The organism is Microvirga roseola (genome assembly GCF_020866965.1).
Classification (GTDB): Bacteria; Pseudomonadota; Alphaproteobacteria; order Rhizobiales; family Beijerinckiaceae; genus Microvirga; species Microvirga roseola.
The window spans coordinates 1-14,434 of sequence record NZ_JAJATX010000077.1; the positions used below are offsets into that span (position 1 = coordinate 1).

15 protein-coding genes and 5 pseudogenes are annotated in these 14,434 nt (G+C 60.5%); 7 read left to right on the top strand and 13 right to left on the bottom strand.

All coding sequences use genetic code 11. From position 1 onward, the window contains the following. From LG661_RS22330 to LG661_RS22345, 4 genes and pseudogenes are all read right to left on the bottom strand, one after another. Positions 1-330, bottom strand: a 330-nt coding sequence (locus tag LG661_RS22330; RefSeq protein ID WP_407666810.1) for a VOC family protein, incomplete at its 3' end; no start/stop codon positions are given. Positions 331-426: 96 nt separating this feature from the next. Further along, positions 427-591, bottom strand: coding sequence for a helix-turn-helix transcriptional regulator (locus tag LG661_RS22335; RefSeq protein ID WP_230534211.1), 165 nt, complete (start codon positions 589-591; stop codon positions 427-429). Positions 592-1,007: 416 nt separating this feature from the next. Then, positions 1,008-1,208: pseudogene (locus LG661_RS22340) on the bottom strand (transposase); the annotation flags it as partial. Between the two features lie 520 nt (positions 1,209-1,728). Next, positions 1,729-2,700 (bottom strand): annotated as a pseudogene (locus LG661_RS22345) (IS256 family transposase); the annotation flags it as partial. A 994-nt stretch (positions 2,701-3,694) separates the two neighbouring features. Here LG661_RS22345 and cml point away from each other — a divergent pair. Further along, positions 3,695-4,892 (top strand): annotated as a pseudogene (gene cml / locus LG661_RS22350) (CmlA/FloR family chloramphenicol efflux MFS transporter). 52 nt (positions 4,893-4,944) lie between these two features. Here the strand turns inward: cml and LG661_RS22355 are convergent. Then, entirely contained in the window at positions 4,945-5,826 is an 882-nt protein-coding gene (locus LG661_RS22355) for a LysR family transcriptional regulator (protein ID WP_230534212.1), read from the bottom strand. 100 nt (positions 5,827-5,926) lie between these two features. Between LG661_RS22355 and ampC the strand changes: the two genes are divergently transcribed. After that, positions 5,927-7,111 carry a class C beta-lactamase gene (ampC, locus tag LG661_RS22360; protein ID WP_230534213.1) on the top strand — a complete coding sequence of 395 codons (1,185 nt, stop codon included), beginning with the start codon at positions 5,927-5,929 and terminating at the stop codon, positions 7,109-7,111. A 118-nt stretch (positions 7,112-7,229) separates the two neighbouring features. Further along, a complete protein-coding gene (locus LG661_RS22365; protein WP_230534214.1) occupies positions 7,230-7,652 on the top strand; it encodes a hypothetical protein in 423 nt (140 codons plus the stop codon). 213 nt (positions 7,653-7,865) lie between these two features. Here LG661_RS22365 and LG661_RS22370 read toward each other — a convergent pair whose 3' ends face one another. Then, positions 7,866-8,195, bottom strand: a complete 330-nt coding sequence (locus tag LG661_RS22370) for an Atu4866 domain-containing protein (RefSeq protein WP_230534224.1) — start codon at positions 8,193-8,195, stop codon at positions 7,866-7,868. A 54-nt stretch (positions 8,196-8,249) separates the two neighbouring features. Next, entirely contained in the window at positions 8,250-8,978 is a 729-nt protein-coding gene (locus LG661_RS22375; protein ID WP_230534215.1) for an SDR family oxidoreductase, read from the bottom strand. A gap of 134 nt (positions 8,979-9,112) precedes the next feature. Here LG661_RS22375 and LG661_RS22380 point away from each other — a divergent pair, with 134 nt between their 5' ends. Next, positions 9,113-10,012 (top strand): LysR family transcriptional regulator, encoded by a 900-nt coding sequence (locus tag LG661_RS22380; protein ID WP_230534216.1) that lies wholly within the window; start codon positions 9,113-9,115, stop codon positions 10,010-10,012. Positions 10,013-10,500: 488 nt separating this feature from the next. Here the strand turns inward: LG661_RS22380 and LG661_RS22385 are convergent, their stop codons facing one another. Together LG661_RS22385 and LG661_RS22390 are read right to left on the bottom strand one after the other, a co-directional pair. Continuing rightward, entirely contained in the window at positions 10,501-11,019 is a 519-nt protein-coding gene (locus tag LG661_RS22385; RefSeq protein ID WP_230534217.1) for an SRPBCC family protein, read from the bottom strand. Continuing rightward, complete coding sequence (locus tag LG661_RS22390) at positions 11,016-11,354, bottom strand: ArsR/SmtB family transcription factor (protein ID WP_230534218.1); 339 nt, start codon at positions 11,352-11,354, stop codon at positions 11,016-11,018. The genes LG661_RS22385 and LG661_RS22390 overlap by 4 nt, the downstream gene beginning before the upstream one ends. A gap of 189 nt (positions 11,355-11,543) precedes the next feature. Here LG661_RS22390 and LG661_RS22395 point away from each other — a divergent pair, with 189 nt between their 5' ends. Next, positions 11,544-11,834, top strand: coding sequence for a hypothetical protein (locus tag LG661_RS22395; protein ID WP_230534219.1), 291 nt, complete (start codon positions 11,544-11,546; stop codon positions 11,832-11,834). Between the two features lie 28 nt (positions 11,835-11,862). Here the strand turns inward: LG661_RS22395 and LG661_RS22400 are convergent, their stop codons facing one another. The 3 genes from LG661_RS22400 to LG661_RS22410 form a co-directional block, all read right to left on the bottom strand. Beyond that, on the bottom strand, positions 11,863-12,009 hold the full coding sequence (locus LG661_RS22400) for a hypothetical protein (RefSeq protein WP_230534220.1): 147 nt from the start codon (positions 12,007-12,009) through the stop codon (positions 11,863-11,865). Further along, positions 12,009-12,212 (bottom strand): hypothetical protein, encoded by a 204-nt coding sequence (locus LG661_RS22405; RefSeq protein WP_230534221.1) that lies wholly within the window; start codon positions 12,210-12,212, stop codon positions 12,009-12,011. The genes LG661_RS22400 and LG661_RS22405 overlap by 1 nt, the downstream gene beginning before the upstream one ends. 473 nt (positions 12,213-12,685) lie before the next feature. Then, positions 12,686-13,366, bottom strand: a complete 681-nt coding sequence (locus LG661_RS22410; RefSeq protein WP_230534222.1) for an ArsR/SmtB family transcription factor — start codon at positions 13,364-13,366, stop codon at positions 12,686-12,688. A gap of 80 nt (positions 13,367-13,446) precedes the next feature. Between LG661_RS22410 and LG661_RS22415 the strand changes: the two are divergent. Then, a pseudogene (locus LG661_RS22415) lies at positions 13,447-13,775 on the top strand (NIPSNAP family protein). Next, the gene (locus LG661_RS22420; protein ID WP_230534223.1) at positions 13,772-14,134 is read left to right on the top strand and encodes an antibiotic biosynthesis monooxygenase family protein; all 363 of its coding nucleotides are present in this window, start codon (positions 13,772-13,774) and stop codon (positions 14,132-14,134) included. The pseudogene LG661_RS22415 and the gene LG661_RS22420 overlap by 4 nt, the downstream one beginning before the upstream one ends. 19 nt (positions 14,135-14,153) lie before the next feature. Here LG661_RS22420 and LG661_RS22425 read toward each other — a convergent pair. Then, positions 14,154-14,300, bottom strand: a pseudogene (locus tag LG661_RS22425) (IS630 family transposase); the annotation flags it as partial. Positions 14,301-14,434: the final 134 nt, after the last annotated feature.

The following is a 14,434-nucleotide window of genomic DNA, read 5'->3' on the forward strand; positions in this document are numbered from 1 at the left end:
CACTAACATTCCAACCGGACCAATCGGCGGGGGCGGATCAAGGCTTGCTTCATGACTTCGCCCATCTTGTCCTTGCGGGTCACGTTGTGCCCGTGTGAATCCCGTCGGGCAAAGAGCCGTCTTCGACCGTCCCGTGTCGTGGGCAATATCGTCACGAGCCCACACGGCCAGCTTCACCTGGGACTGAAGGTCGAAGAAGGCAACGACTCCGTGCTCGAACTCCTTGCCGAAAATGCCCTCGGCCGGCAGTCCAAGACCATCGCGGTAGAGTGCAACGGCCCGTTCCAGGTCATCGATCCCAAGCGTTAACACCGAAATGCGTGGTCTCATTCGTCCTCAGTTCCATGCACGGGCCGCCATCGGGACAGCCCCATCGGATCACATCGTGGTCATGTTGGAGGCAGCCGTCGTGAATAAAACGGCCAATCAATCCGTTATCGGGCGCACGAACTCGCCTGCCGTCATCCCACAGAGGGACTGGACCTCGCGCGTGAGGTGGGTCTGATCGACATAACCCAGCCGGATCGCGAGGAGGGCCGGTCCCTCATCCGCATCCGTTCGCGCGAGAACCAGGAAACTCTGGAAGCGCACTATCCGGTCGAGGGTCTTCGGGCCGTAGCCGAGAAGCTAGTCGCATAGGCGACGCAAGGTTCTCCCGCTGACCCCAAGGCGTTCGCGCAACTTCCTTGATCGTGCGCCCTTCGGCACTCGCGTCGGCCCGGAGAAACTCGAAGATCATCGTTGCCTCTTGGCGCGGGTGTTCCACTTTCGGTGCCTCGGCGGCCAGAAGCATCCTGCAAGATGCGGAGCTTATCTCTCGCCCAGGACGCCGCTCCGATCCTCTCCGCGATACATTCGGCCGCGCTGTCCCAGAACTCTGCCATCGGAACTTATAATCCGATGATCACCGTCAGAGGCCGTCTCAACCACTTGGCTGCGGCCCCAAGCAGGAAACGAATGCGATTGTGTGCGTCAAGTTCTGCAAAGCGGGGCGGCCGGCAGGCTGGCTAAGCGGCTTCGCGAAGGGTGCTTTTCTTGTGCTCCTTCAGGTCGTCCATATTGAGGTAGCGGTGGGCCTCAAGCCAGTTCTCTTGCGTTTCCACCGGCAGGGCCCGCACCAGCCGGCAGCAGGAGGCAGCGTTGGGGAAGATGCGCACCACATAAGCCCGCCGGCGGATCTCCTCGTTGAGGCGCTCGAGCATGTTGGTAACCGGTATGAGATACGCGGTGCCGATATTCCTGCTGTGGTCTCGATCATGGCGTATGCTGCGAGCATCCGGGACAGAGGCACCGGGAGCATGAAGGTGCGGGCAGGCCGTTCGTATAAGCATGAGCTTCGAGCTCGGGTTAGTAGCTGGCCGCCTCTGCGACTCACCCGGTTGCGCTGAGAGCGCGGATCCGTAGGTGTAGGTGTCGTGTCGCCCCACCGTTTCCGTCGACTTGGATGACAGTGGAGGCTGGAATGCGACGCGTGATTGGCATCGACATCCACCGGACCTTCGGGGAGGTGGTGATCTGGAACGGGCCGTGGCTGAGCAGGCTGAGCGGACCTACGAGCGCTTCGTGGAAGGCTGGAAGTCCCGACGTCCTAAGGACAGGGTGCGCGAGCGCCTCAATCCGACAAGGCTCGAATGATCAGGCGGCCTGGCGAGGCTTGCAGTCGATGCCCCACTCTTTGCCACGAGGTCGCCCGCGCGCAGTGAGACTACCACAATCGGCAGAAAGATGCTTGTCAATCTCATCCGTGCTCTTGAGGTGCTTATGATGCTGACGCGGCAAGCGGTAGAAGGTGAACGTCTCCTCAATCGCCTCCTCGGCCCAGGCCGCCAGATCGCGCCGGGCTTCCTCGACCGAGCGGCGGTCGTACAACCAGCGCAGCTCCTGCAGGCAGTCGTCATCAGCCTTGCGCGGCAGGTGATCGAGCGCATTCCTGAGAAAGTGCACATAGCACCTCTGATAGGCTGCCTCAATCAGCACCTCGCGGATGGCGGCTCTCAGACCGGCATGATCATCGGCCACCACCAGTTCGACGCCGGAGAGGCCGCGCTCGCGCAGGCTGAGCAGAAACGTGCGCCACGAGGACTGGCTTTCCCGGTTGGCCATCTCGACCCCGAGGATCTGGCGCCTGCCGTCCCAGTCGATGCCCACCGCAATCAGCACGGCTTGCGAGGTGACGATGCCGCCCTCGCGCACCTTCTCGTACCGGGCCTCCAGGATCAGATAGGGGAACGGCTCCTCGAGCCGGCGGGAGGCGAACGTGGCCAGGCTCTCGTCCAGGCGCTTGTTGATGGCCGAGATGGCGGAAGCCGAGAAGCTGTGGCCGCACAGCTCCTCGGTGATGGCCTTGACCTTGCGGGTGGAAACACCCTGGACGTACATCTCGGCCAAGGTGGCGACGAGCGCCTGCTCGGAGCGCTGGTAGCGCTCGAACAGCTCGGTCGAGAAGCGGCCATCCCGGTCCTGCGGCACGCGCAGCTCGAGCTTGCCGACCCGGGTCACCAGGGTGCGGGTATAATAGCCGGAGCGGTAGCCGAGGCGGGCTGCGGTGCGCTCGCTCTTCTCGGCCTGGAGGGCATCGGTCATCTCGGCCTCGAGCATCTCCTGCATGACGGCGCGCACGATCTCGCGCAGCCCGTCCGGGCTCTGACTCAGAAGATCCTTGATGGCAGCGGCGGCGGGTTTATCCTTGATGCTGGTCATGGTGGGGCTCCTCTCGGAGTGCGTGACGTTGAACATCACCATCCTGCCATGACCGCCCCGCTCAGGCGATTTGCAGAACCTTCACCACACTACTACGAATTGCTGAGAACGATAGAGCCCGGTCCCAGTTCTGGGGTCGCGGCAGTGATGTCGGAACCCACTACTGTGAACCGATCTTCCCGCCAGAGGAGATCGACACAGCCACCGGGAGCGACGGCAACAGGTTCTGAATGGTTCGGGGAGGCTGAACTCATCCACACGCTCTGGAAATGCGGGAGCAGCCCGGGGGCGGAGAGGCCTCGACATATCGCCCGACCCGGCTGGCAAGGATTGGTACAAGTTTACGCGGCATGGCAGATCAACCCTCCTGCACGTTCTTGGTCCCAACGGCAAAATGCCATTCGGGAGGATCATCTTCAGTGCCAAAACCTAGTGCTCTAAAGGAGCCGCTCGATCTTCTATCGGTAAGCGTTGCATCGCTACGTTGCGATGTCCCAGAGGTGCCTGCGACCATCAATAGTGCCAATCTAGCGCACTCGGTTAAGCTTCTTCAGCGCGTTCAAGGCCGCCGAGACATGCGTTACAAAACGGGGAAGGGTCGGGTCCCCCGCTGGTACTCCGTGCTTCAAGGAAATCTGGTTCGCGCAGTCAGCCAAGGAACCAGATTGTCCAGCCCCTTTGCGCTTTATGCGGTCGGGTCAGAGTTGTCATGTCCAGGGCAAGCCTCATCTCATCGCCCAGTGGACTTATCGTCCTGGAGGACCTCGTCCCGGGTATCCCAGAGGATTGTCCGTTCTAGACCGACATGATAAACAGCAAGTCCTCTTTCAATCTCGTATGAATCTGGAGCCGTGGCATGGGAGCCGAGCCCTCGTCGGACAAGTAAGCCGCAACAACGCTTTCCTTGTTGTTGCGGCGTCTGTCGAACCGATCCCAGCCCATGCTGACAGGCAGACCGCCGCCGAATGTTCCTCATTTGAGCGGATGCCTGATCATGTCTCCAAAGCCCCCCGTGTGGGCCTATTCCCTGCCGACAGCCCTCCTGCTGATGGCACCCTTCGACATCCTCGCTTCGCTGGCGATGGACATCTATCTCCCCATCGTTCCGGCCATGCCCGGCATTCTCGGCACCAGCCCGGCCGTCGTCCAGCTCACCTTGAGCCTCTATATGTTGATGCTCGGGCTCGGCCAGATCATCTTCGGGCCGATCTCCGACCGCATCGGGCGACGGCCCGTTCTGGTCAGCGGCGCGATCCTGTTTGCGGCGGCCTCATTCTGCCTGGCGGCATCCTCGACTGCCGTTCCCTTTGTTGTCCCCCGCTTCCTGCAAGCGGTGGGGGCCTCGGCAGCGATGTTGGCCACCTTCGCGACAGTCCGGGACGTGTATGCGGACCGCCCGGAAAGCGTGGTCATCTACAGCCTGTTCAGCTCCATGTTGGCCTTCGTGCCTGCGTTAGGGCCAATCGCTGGGGCGCTGCTCGCGGACAGCTTCGGGTGGCGCTCGATCTTCGTGGCACTGGGAATTCTTGCCGTTCTCGCGGCCCTGCATGCTCTACTCCGCTGGCATGAGACCCGGCCGATAAGGGCCGCCATGTCACGACGCTCGTTCCTGCCCGTCCTCCGCAGCCTTTCGTTCTGGACCTATACGCTCGGGTTCAGTGCCGCCATGGGGACGTTCTTCGTGTTTTTCTCGACCGCTCCCCGCGTCCTCATCGACAGAGCTGGCTACTCCGAGCTGGAATTCAGCCTCGCCTTCGCGACGGCAGCGGTCGTGATGATCATCACGACACGCTTCGCCAAGCGGTTCGTTGCCCGGTGGGGAAACTCCGGCAGTCTTGCGCGCGGCATGGCGATGCTGCTCCTGGGCGCAGGGCTCCTGAGCATGGGGCAGGTGTTCGGGATCCCCTCCTTTTGGACGTTCATCGTTCCTATGTGGGTCATGGCGATCGGCATCGTCTTCACCGTATCGGTGACGGCGAACGGTGCGCTGGAGAAGTTCGGAGACATCGCCGGATCCGCGGTGGCGCTGCATTTCTGCGTTCAAAGCCTCATTGTGAGCATTGGCGGAACGCTGGCCGTGATCCGGTTGCAAGGCGACACCGCATGGCCGCTTGCAACCTTCTCCTCGACCATGGCCTTTAGTCCTGATTGCCCTGGGATGGTTGCATCATCTAGGCCATCCGCGGACCTGATCCAACGTGGAGTCGGGCGATATGCCCGACTCCACTGCCCTTCCCAGAGGGATCAGGATCCCCAGTTGCAGCCCATCTTCAGCAGAAGCCAGTCCCGGAAGGCCTCCATTCCCGGCGTCGGAGGCTTAGACTTGAGCCACGTCAGCCAGTAGGAACCAGCAGAAGCTTCGACCTCGAAGGGCTGTACAAGTCGCTCTGCCGCAAGATCACGCTGGAACATGCAGACTGGAACGAGGGCAACGCCGACCCCCTGGGCGGCAGCCTCGGCCATCGTGACGGAACTGTCGAACATCGGCCCGCGGATGGTCGGGCATGGGATGTCTGTCATCTCGAACCAGAGGGGCCATTCCTCAACCCGGTAGGAGCGCAGCAGGGTTTCCCGCTCAAGGTCTGAGGGATGGCGCAGGCGCTTGGCTGTCGCGGGCGCACACACCGGAGACAGGGGGGCCGAGAGGAGATGAACGACTTCCGTTCCATGCCAGGATCCGTTGCCGAAGCGCAGGGCGAGGTCGAGGCCATCGCCCGCCACATCGACCCGATTGTTGTTGATCAGCAGGCGAAGGTCGATCAGAGGGTGCCGGGCCCGGAACTCATCCAGGTGCTGGAGCAGCCATCCGTTCGCGAAGGTGCTGTTGCACCCGAGCGTGACGACCTCCTCGATCTGGCCATGCTCCAGCCGATCAAGCGTTGCGCCGATCTGCTCGAAGGCCTCCGTGAGCACGGGCATGAGCACCAGCCCTTCATCCGTCAAAGCAAGACCCCGCGGCAGCCTGCGAAAGAGACTGACGCCCAGCATCTCCTCAAGGCCTTTGACCTGATGGCTGATCGCGACCTGCGTCACGCGCAACTCCAGCCCGGCCCGGGTGAAGCTGAGATGCCGGGCAGAGGCTTCGAAGGCCCGCAAGGCGTTGAGCGGGAGATACGGCCGGGTCATGATCAAGACCTAGTTTTTCTAATGGCTCTGACGAGAATTCCTCGTTTGTGGGAGCCCAGTCAATCGGTCAAGGTCCGCCGGTCAACGGAGGAAAGATGCCATGATCACACGGCGACGGCTCGGGAGTCTTGCAGCCGCTTCCCTGTTCTTTGGGCCATGGGCCCATGCCACTGAGAGCGGCAGCCAGGACCGTCTCACGCAGGTCGTGAATGAGGCGATCCGGCCCGTCATGGAAGAGTACAATATACCGGGCATGGCCGTGGCGGTGACAATCCGGGGCCAGCATTCCTACTTCAACTATGGCGTCGCCTCGAAGGAGAGCGGACAGAGGGTCACCGAGGATACGCTGTTCGAGATCGGCTCGATCAGCAAAACCTTCACCGTCACCCTCGCATCCTATGCGCAGGTGACGGGCGCCCTGTCCTTCTCGGACAAGGCAAGCAAATACATGCCGGCTCTGGCGGGCAGCAGCTTCGACCAGATCAGCCTTCTTGATCTCGGCACCTATGCGGCGGGCGGCCTGCCCTTGCAGATTCCCGACGGGGTCACCGATCAGGAAACGATGATTGCCTACTACCGGAACTGGCGCCCATCCTACCCCGCTGGCACCCATCGGCAATACTCAAACCCGAGCATCGGCCTGTTCGGCCATCTTGCCGCCAGGAGCATGGGCAAGCCCTTCGACGATCTGATCGAGCACATGCTCTTCCCGGCGCTCGGCCTGACACGCACTTACATCAGGGTTCCTCAGGACCGGATGGGCGACTACGCCTACGGCTATTCCAGGGATGGCAAGCCCATCCGGGTGTCGCCGGGCATCTGGGACTCGGAAGCGTATGGTGTGAAAACGACGTCGGCCGATCTCATCCGCTTTGCTGAGGCGAATATGGGTGCCTTGATGCTGGACGAGACGATGCAACGCGCGATCAGGGCAACGCATAGCGGATACTACAGGGTCGGTGACATGATACAGGGCTTGGCCTGGGAGATGTTCACCTATCCGGCGGACCTCAAGCGGCTGCTCGCGGGGAACTCGGTCCAAGTGTCTTTCAAGCCGAATGAAGTGACGAGGTTTGACGCGCCGCTGCCTCCCCGGGAGGACGTGCTGATCAACAAAACCGGGTCGACGAACGGGTTCGGGGCCTATGTGGCCTTTGTTCCTGCTGAGGGCATCGGCGTCGTGACGCTGGCGAACAAGAACTACCCCATCCCGGCCCGTGTGAGAGCCGCCCACCAGATCCTGACGGCGCTGGATAGCCAGTCCGGCGTGACGAGCGCACGCTGAAAAAGCCCCGGTATGGAGCGATCCGAGAGGCACCGGAAACAGCCTGCCACGCATGTGGCATGCACATGGCAGCCCCATGAGGTTGCTGAAGCATTGCGTGACAGGGACGGGCCAGGGGATGAGAAACATGCTTCGAAAAGGGAGTGCCATTCTTCTCACGCTGACGGCAGCCATAATGCCGTTCCAGGCCGCGTTGGGGCAGAGCAGACTTGATAAGGGCCCGTTCGCCCCTGCCGAGATGATCCCCGAGCGGCCCGCCCTCTGCCATGAAATCGAGGATGTGATCCGAAACGTACCAACTCCGTCCGGATTGGATCGGATCGACTTCAGCGCAGTCGGCGCTCTCAGCCTCGTGCACTTCGAAGGCGTGCTCGCGTATATGGGAGTCTGCAATGAGCCGGACGCGAAGGTCCTCTGTGTGACGTACAGCACGAATGACCTGAACGTCGGTGATACCGTGATCGTGACCGGGAGCTACCGCAAGATGGCCGCGAACTTCGTCATTCTGGATCCGTGTCTTACCAGTCGACCAGAGCCATAGATCATCGCCCGGAACGGCCATGCAACAGTCCGGCAGCAGTCCCGATTAGATCAGCCGAGGCCTGCTATGGGTCATCCAATACCCTTCAGCGGGCTCGCGAGGGTTCGCTCATCCCAGCGGTGCGGACGTCCGGTTAGAGTCAGCCCACCGCTATAATCGGACATTGGAGCCCAGTCGATGACACCTGGATCTCGGCTAGGCTCATCTTATGTATCAGCGGCGCCGTTCCACCTGCTCTTCCCGGTAGAACAGCATTCCGCCATGGTGGAGTACGCCATTGATGAACTCACCGTCGGCCGTGAACCCCGTATCGTCCCAGTAGTCGATTTTGGTGCCGCGGATCTCGTAGCGGCCCTGATAGGCGCTCATGCGGGTGCCTCGCGCCTCATCATAACGGCCGTTCGGGAGAAGCTCCTGGCGGATGTGACCGTCCTTTGTGACCCACATGCCAATATAAGGGTGACCTGCCATCTCTGTTGCTTCCTTGACTGGGGGGTGATTGGTGCTCGCAGGCTGGCCGAGTGCCCATGGTGCGGCGACCATTACGGCAGCAAGGACGAGAGGGAGTGCGCTCCTTGGCATCGCATGCTCCTTTCTTCAGTGAGGACTCGCAGTCGGGCGGACGATGATCTCACTCACGTCCACCTCCGGAGGCTGCTCGATCGCATAGCGGATCGCGCGGCCGATGGCGTTCGGGTCGATCGCAGTCCTCCGGTACTCCCTCATGGCCTCCCGGGCGCTCTCGTCCGAGATCGTCTCGGCGAGCTCGCTCGTGACCACGCCAGGCGAGACCACCGTGACCCGCAACCGGTCTGTCTCCTGCCGAAGACCGTCTGAGATCGCCCAGACCGCATATTTGGTCGCGCAATAAACCGCAGCCGTTGGCGAGACCCGATGCGCTCCAATGGACGCAACATTGATGATGTGACCGGAGCCTCGAGCTTCCATGACCGGCAGCACAGCCGCAATGCCGCTCAAAACGCCCTTGATGTTCACGTCCACCATCTGGTCCCACTCGCTCACTTTGAGAGCGTTAAGAGGCGAGAGCGGCATGACACCCGCGTTGTTGACGATCGCATCGATGCGGCCGAACTCCTCGAGCGTGGCAGACACGACCCTGGCGAAGTCATCTCGTGATGTCACGTCGAGCCGGTGGGCGCGTGCGATGCCGCCGGATGCCTCGATACGGCTGACGAGGTCTTGCAGACGCTCTGTCCGGCGTGCGCCTACAATGACTGTGTGGCCGGCTTTGGACAGCTCCAGAGCCACCGCCTCACCGATCCCACTGGAGGCACCGGTGATCAGAACAACCTTCATCTCGGACATGGATTTCTCCTTTCACCCAATCCTGTGCCCGGACCTTTGGCGTGGCGGTCCCGAGCACATGGACGGAAGGTAGTTCGACTTAGCTGCGCAATCGACTTGCCAATTATGGATGCGCTGGTAAGATTTTGTCACCAATGAATACGGATCTTGCCGGCATCACCGTCTTCGTAACCGTCGCAGACGCACGCAGCTTCCGGGCCGCCAGCGAACGCCTGGGGGTGACGCGCTCTGCTGTCAGCCAGGCCATTCGCCGGCTCGAGGAGCGGATGGGTGTCGCGCTGGTTCAGCGCACGACCCCCAGCGTTCATCTCACCGAGGCCGGAGAGCGGCTCTATCAGGCGGTGCGCCCTGCGCTCGAGGATGTCAGCACTGCCATGGAAGCCGTCGGCGAGATGCGCGGGCAGCCCAGCGGCATACTGCGCATAACGGTCTCCTCCATCGCCGAGAGATTCCTGAACGGTCCGCTGCTGGCAGCCTTCCTTGCGGCTTATCCTGACATCCGCCTTGATATCACCGTCACTGACGAGGAGTTCGACATCGTGGCCGAGGGCTTCGATGCCGGCGTGCGTCTCGGTGAGGTGATCGAGCAGGACATGATCGCCATTCCGGTGTCGGACGAGCAGCGCCAGATGGTGGTGGCTTCCGCTGACTATCTGGCAGGGCACGGTGCACCAGCCCATCCCCGGGAGTTGCCAAAGCATCACTGCATCGGCTGGCGGCCAAACCCGCAGGTCGCCCCTTATCGATGGGAGTTCACCGAGAGCGGACGCGACTTCGCTGTAGACGTGAACCCTCGCGTGACCACCAACGACATGAGGGTGATGATACAATTGGCTTGTGCGGGAGCAGGCCTGACCTTTGGGATGGAAGAGACTTTCCACCCCTATGTTGCCCGTGCTGAACTTGTGCCGCTTCTGGAAGAGTTTTGCCCGTCTTTTCCTGGCTTTTACCTCTATTATCCGTCCCGCAGGAATGTGCCGCTTAAACTGCGCATCCTCATCGACTACCTGAGACAAAGACGGCGGGATACTTAATTTAACAGTTGATGGTATGAGGTGAGCCGGCCTCGGAGCCTCCTACTCTCACGGATGCTTGCTTAAAGTCAGCAAGCAGACCAAAGCGTTGCTTGCTTCCGGAACCTGCTGAAAATAGCCAATCTCAATTTTCATCCTGCACCCAGCACATTCGATTTTATCGAACCTATCGATCTATTTTACTCGCCTTTTCCTTTATGCTGCATGATGGCAGCTTTCCTTCTGTCCGCGGCGCCTTTCACGAACCGCGCCATTTCAGAAGGATTTATCGCTATGTCAACCTCAGCAGCTGTCCCCCACACGCAGACTCAGAGCCGTTCAGCTTTCACCCTTACTTATGCTGCTCCTCTCACGGGATGATTTCTAATGCTTCAGTCGTCACAAGATGGACCTTACTCGTACGGAAGGGCGGTTAGAAGGCCCTGAGGCAGTCGGTACACGGGTTCCGAACGAGTACCGACTGCTTCAGGGTTGGTCTTGAAAAGTGGTCAGCCCTCTTTCCTCTGTTCCTTAAGGGTCAGAAGGAGCTCATCCAGACGTTCCAGAGTTGAGGTCAGACCTTCCTTCATTCCCATATCGATGACCTTCTGGAGGTCATCGAATGACTGGTAGGTAACGATCGTCTGTACCAGGGTACGCCCGGGAGCATCCGTGAAGGTGACATCCCAGTTCGATCTTGGCAGCTCGGTTTTCAGGGCACCGGATTCGTCACTGAAACCATCAAGAGCCGTGTAATGATCGATCGGGCTGATGGCCTGATAATCCATGCGGCCCCAGTACTCCTGCCCATCAGGATCGAGCATGGCATAGTGCCAATGCCCACCTTCTCTGAAATCCATGGCCTTGGTCTTCGTCGTGAGTGGTTTGGGCGCAAACCACTGGTCGAGCAGCTCGCTTTTCGTATGGCAATCCCAGACGAGTTGACGTTTGGCGGCAAACTCCCGCCGGATCGTCATAGTGTTGTTTCCCTTGTCGACAAGGAAGTCAAACTGCAAGTCAGCTTTCATTTTCCCTCTCCGCTCAGCCCCGACAACAGGTTGTCGAGATTGTTATATCGACTTTCCCAAAGTGCACGTTGTTCACCAAACCACCGTTCGGCAGCAGCCAGCTTTCTGGGCTTTAGTGTGCACGTGCGGACACGGCCGATTTTCTTGGAGCCAATCAGACCCGATGCTTCGAGCACTGCGATATGTTTCACGAATGACGGCAAAGCCATATCGAATGGCTCAGCCAGTTCACTCACCGTCGCCGGCCCTTGACCGAGCCGCTGAATGACGGCCCTGCGGGTTGGATCGGCAAGCGCGTGAAAGACGGAGTCGAGTGCGGAGTGACTGTTTCCCATATGGCTAACTATATAGACGTTCTATAGTTAGGTCAACGGCTAAATGTTTCTGCCGGTGAGTATCTGGCTCCTCCAGCAGATCAATACTCACCTCAAGGCAATCCATCTTATCTTACGGAGGGATGACCGCCAGCAGCCATTCTGAAGCGGTTGATCTGATCTGGTATTCGATAGCAATAACCACCAGACTTGATCGAGCTTGTCCGTAAACTTCCAGCACCATTTCTGGAGCAGGTCAGCGTGAGCGTTGCCAAGGAACTGAAGAGGAAACGCGCGGAGCTGCTTGGCGAAGTGGAGGACTTGGTACTCAGGATTAAGGCCAACAACAAGCAGGCCTCTGCCATCAATCAGTTGATCGCAATCTACGACCCGGCGCATAAGCAGAGCCTGACGTTGAGGATGGAGCACAAGCAATCCAGACAAGCGATCCCGATCCCGCCCAAACTGAAGCAGCTCCAACAAGAGCGAAGCAATCCTTGAGGCATTGCGCGAGGCCGGACAGCAGTTATCATCGGCCGACGGTACAATCCGGCTTTCCGAGCAGCACAGGGGCGCGCCCGATGACCTGGCGCACCCACATACCTCCCGTCGATTCGACCTCACCTTCGAGGGCAATGTCCTCCCGGTGGGAGGCGACGACCTCCCTGAGTTTCATCAGGAGAACTCACGCATCTTGTACTGGACGCCGAGTTCCCGCGAGAGCTGGAGGGCGGCTTTACCTTGGCGCAATTGGCCGCGAACCAGATCGCCAGCAGCATCTTCTTGAAGGACCTTGCGCCAGGCGAAGGCGGTACCGGACGTGACGGTGAAGACCGCCTTGCACTCCTTGGCGGAGCACTTGAAGCGCTCGCAAGACATCTCATCGCACCGCAGGTTTCCATAGTGCGGACACTAGGGCTCGCCGTCCGTCTCAGGCCAGCGGGCCTGCCGGGGCCACTTCTTGGTGGTCCTCCCCTGCATGGCAGAGAGTTAGGTTATGCTCAGGTCACTCACCTGGGGCGACAGGAGGAATTTTTGCGCCATGGTTCAGCGCCTTCCTCAGCGCGTGGAAGGGCAGGCGCGGCATTTCCCAGCCTCTGCGCAGGTTGGGATCATGAGCTCCATAGGGAGGATGGCGAGATGCATGCTTTGGCTCCGGCGGCCGGGAGTAGACGTATTTATGACGGCGGCTACGCTTGGCGACCCCAGTCGGGACCGCGGCGGTTCAAGTCAGAGCTGTCGTATGAGCATTCGCATGGCCACACACATGCCAGGAGACGTAGGCAAACTCGATTGGAAGCAAACTGTCGCCTCGGCCTGTCCACACAAAATAGACAGCCTCGTCGATATGACTATGCAGAGAGGGTGAAAGTTGACCTGAACTCTTCCAATCCCTCGCAGGTGAAGGTCACCACACGTCCGGTATCACGCCGGACCCAGTTTTTCTCTAGCAGCCGGGACAGGATCGCGGCTCCCAGTGCGCCACCGAGATGGCTGCGACGCTCGCTCCAGTCAAGGCAGGCCCGGCACACGGGTCGGCGGCCTTTCTCCAATCGGGCCAGATCAATCCCGAACTCGTCGAAGAACGCTCGTCCCGTGTCGGTCAGAGCAAGCTCCTCCTGGCCTGTGATGAACCCCCGCTGCCTAGTTCTATTGAGCAATTCGACTCCTCGTTCGCCAGCTAGGTGGTCGTAGCAAACGCGCGCGGCCCGCAGTGCGGCATCCTTCGGGCCTGTCCTGACCCGGGTGGCGCCTGTGCGCTCGGCTAAGCCCATCAACGCCTCCAGAATCTGCGCCACGTCAGGGCCCGAGAGGCGGAAATACCAGTGAGGGCCTTGCTTCTCCGCCGTGAGCAGGTTGGCGGCATTGAGCTTCGGCAGATGTCCGCTGGCGGTCTGGATCATCACGCCCGCGGCTTCCGCGAGCTCGCTGACCGTCAGGGCCCGCCCGTCCATTAGGGCGGTGAGGATGTTGGCCCGGGCCGGGTCTCCCAAGAGCGAGGCCACGGAGGCGATGACAGGACCTTCCTTCATACTTCGATCGTAGCCGAAGCAACGCAGTCGTTCAATCGGGTATTCCTGAACCGTCGCACGATTGAGGAGGACACCTGAGCATGATTACTTGCTTCATCCGCTATGAGATCGACCCATTCAAGGTAGACGCTTTCGACGAGTATGCCCGCAACTGGGGACAAGCCATTCCCCGCTGCGGCGCGGACCTCATCGGCTACTACGCGCCCCACGAGGGCTCCAGCGCGATCGCGTACGGCGTCTACAACATCAAGAACCTCGCCGACTATGAGCCTATCGCGAGCGCCTGCGTAATGATCCGCTCGGTCGAGCCAATTACGAGTTCGCCAAGAAGGAGCAGTTCATCCGCCGCGAGGACCGCATCTTCCTTCGCCTGGCATCGGCACCGCATGCGGAGTTGATCCGGCCATGATCGCGGTGATCTTCGAAGTCTGGCCCGCCGAGGGCGAGATGCAGCACTACCTCGATCTCGCAGCCGCGCTCCGGGAGGACCTCCCCCGGATCGACGGCTTCATCTCCATCGAGCGTTTCCAGAGCCTGAGCGAGCCGGGCAGGATCCTGTCGCGCTCGTTCTTCCGTGACGAGGAGGCGGTGCGGCGGTGGCGCAACTGTCCTGGCCACCGTGCCACCCAGGTGAAGGGTCGCAATGGCGTCTTCGCCGATTACCGCCTGCGGGTTGCCAGCGTCATCCGCGACTACGGCCTGCAGGACCGGGATCAGGCCCCGGCCGACAGTCGCCATGTTCATGAGGGGAGGCGCTATAACACCTAATACCAAGTCCTGCTGATCATCATTGGTGCGCCCACTCGCGCAAGCCGATGGACATGATGGTCCAGGGCTGATCGATCAGCTTGCTCCAAGCCGCACAGCAGTGGTCGAGAATGTCCGGGCAGGACGTGAACACCCGGTTGGAGATCCAGTTCTCTCTCATGAACTGCTAGATGTTCTCGACCGCCATCAGCAAACACACTGCAGATCGCTCCATACGAACCATTGTCTCCCTCCCCCAACCGCACTATCGAAGCTTCTAGCACTACTTTGGCACTTTCATCAGTGAGCCGAGGGTGAAGC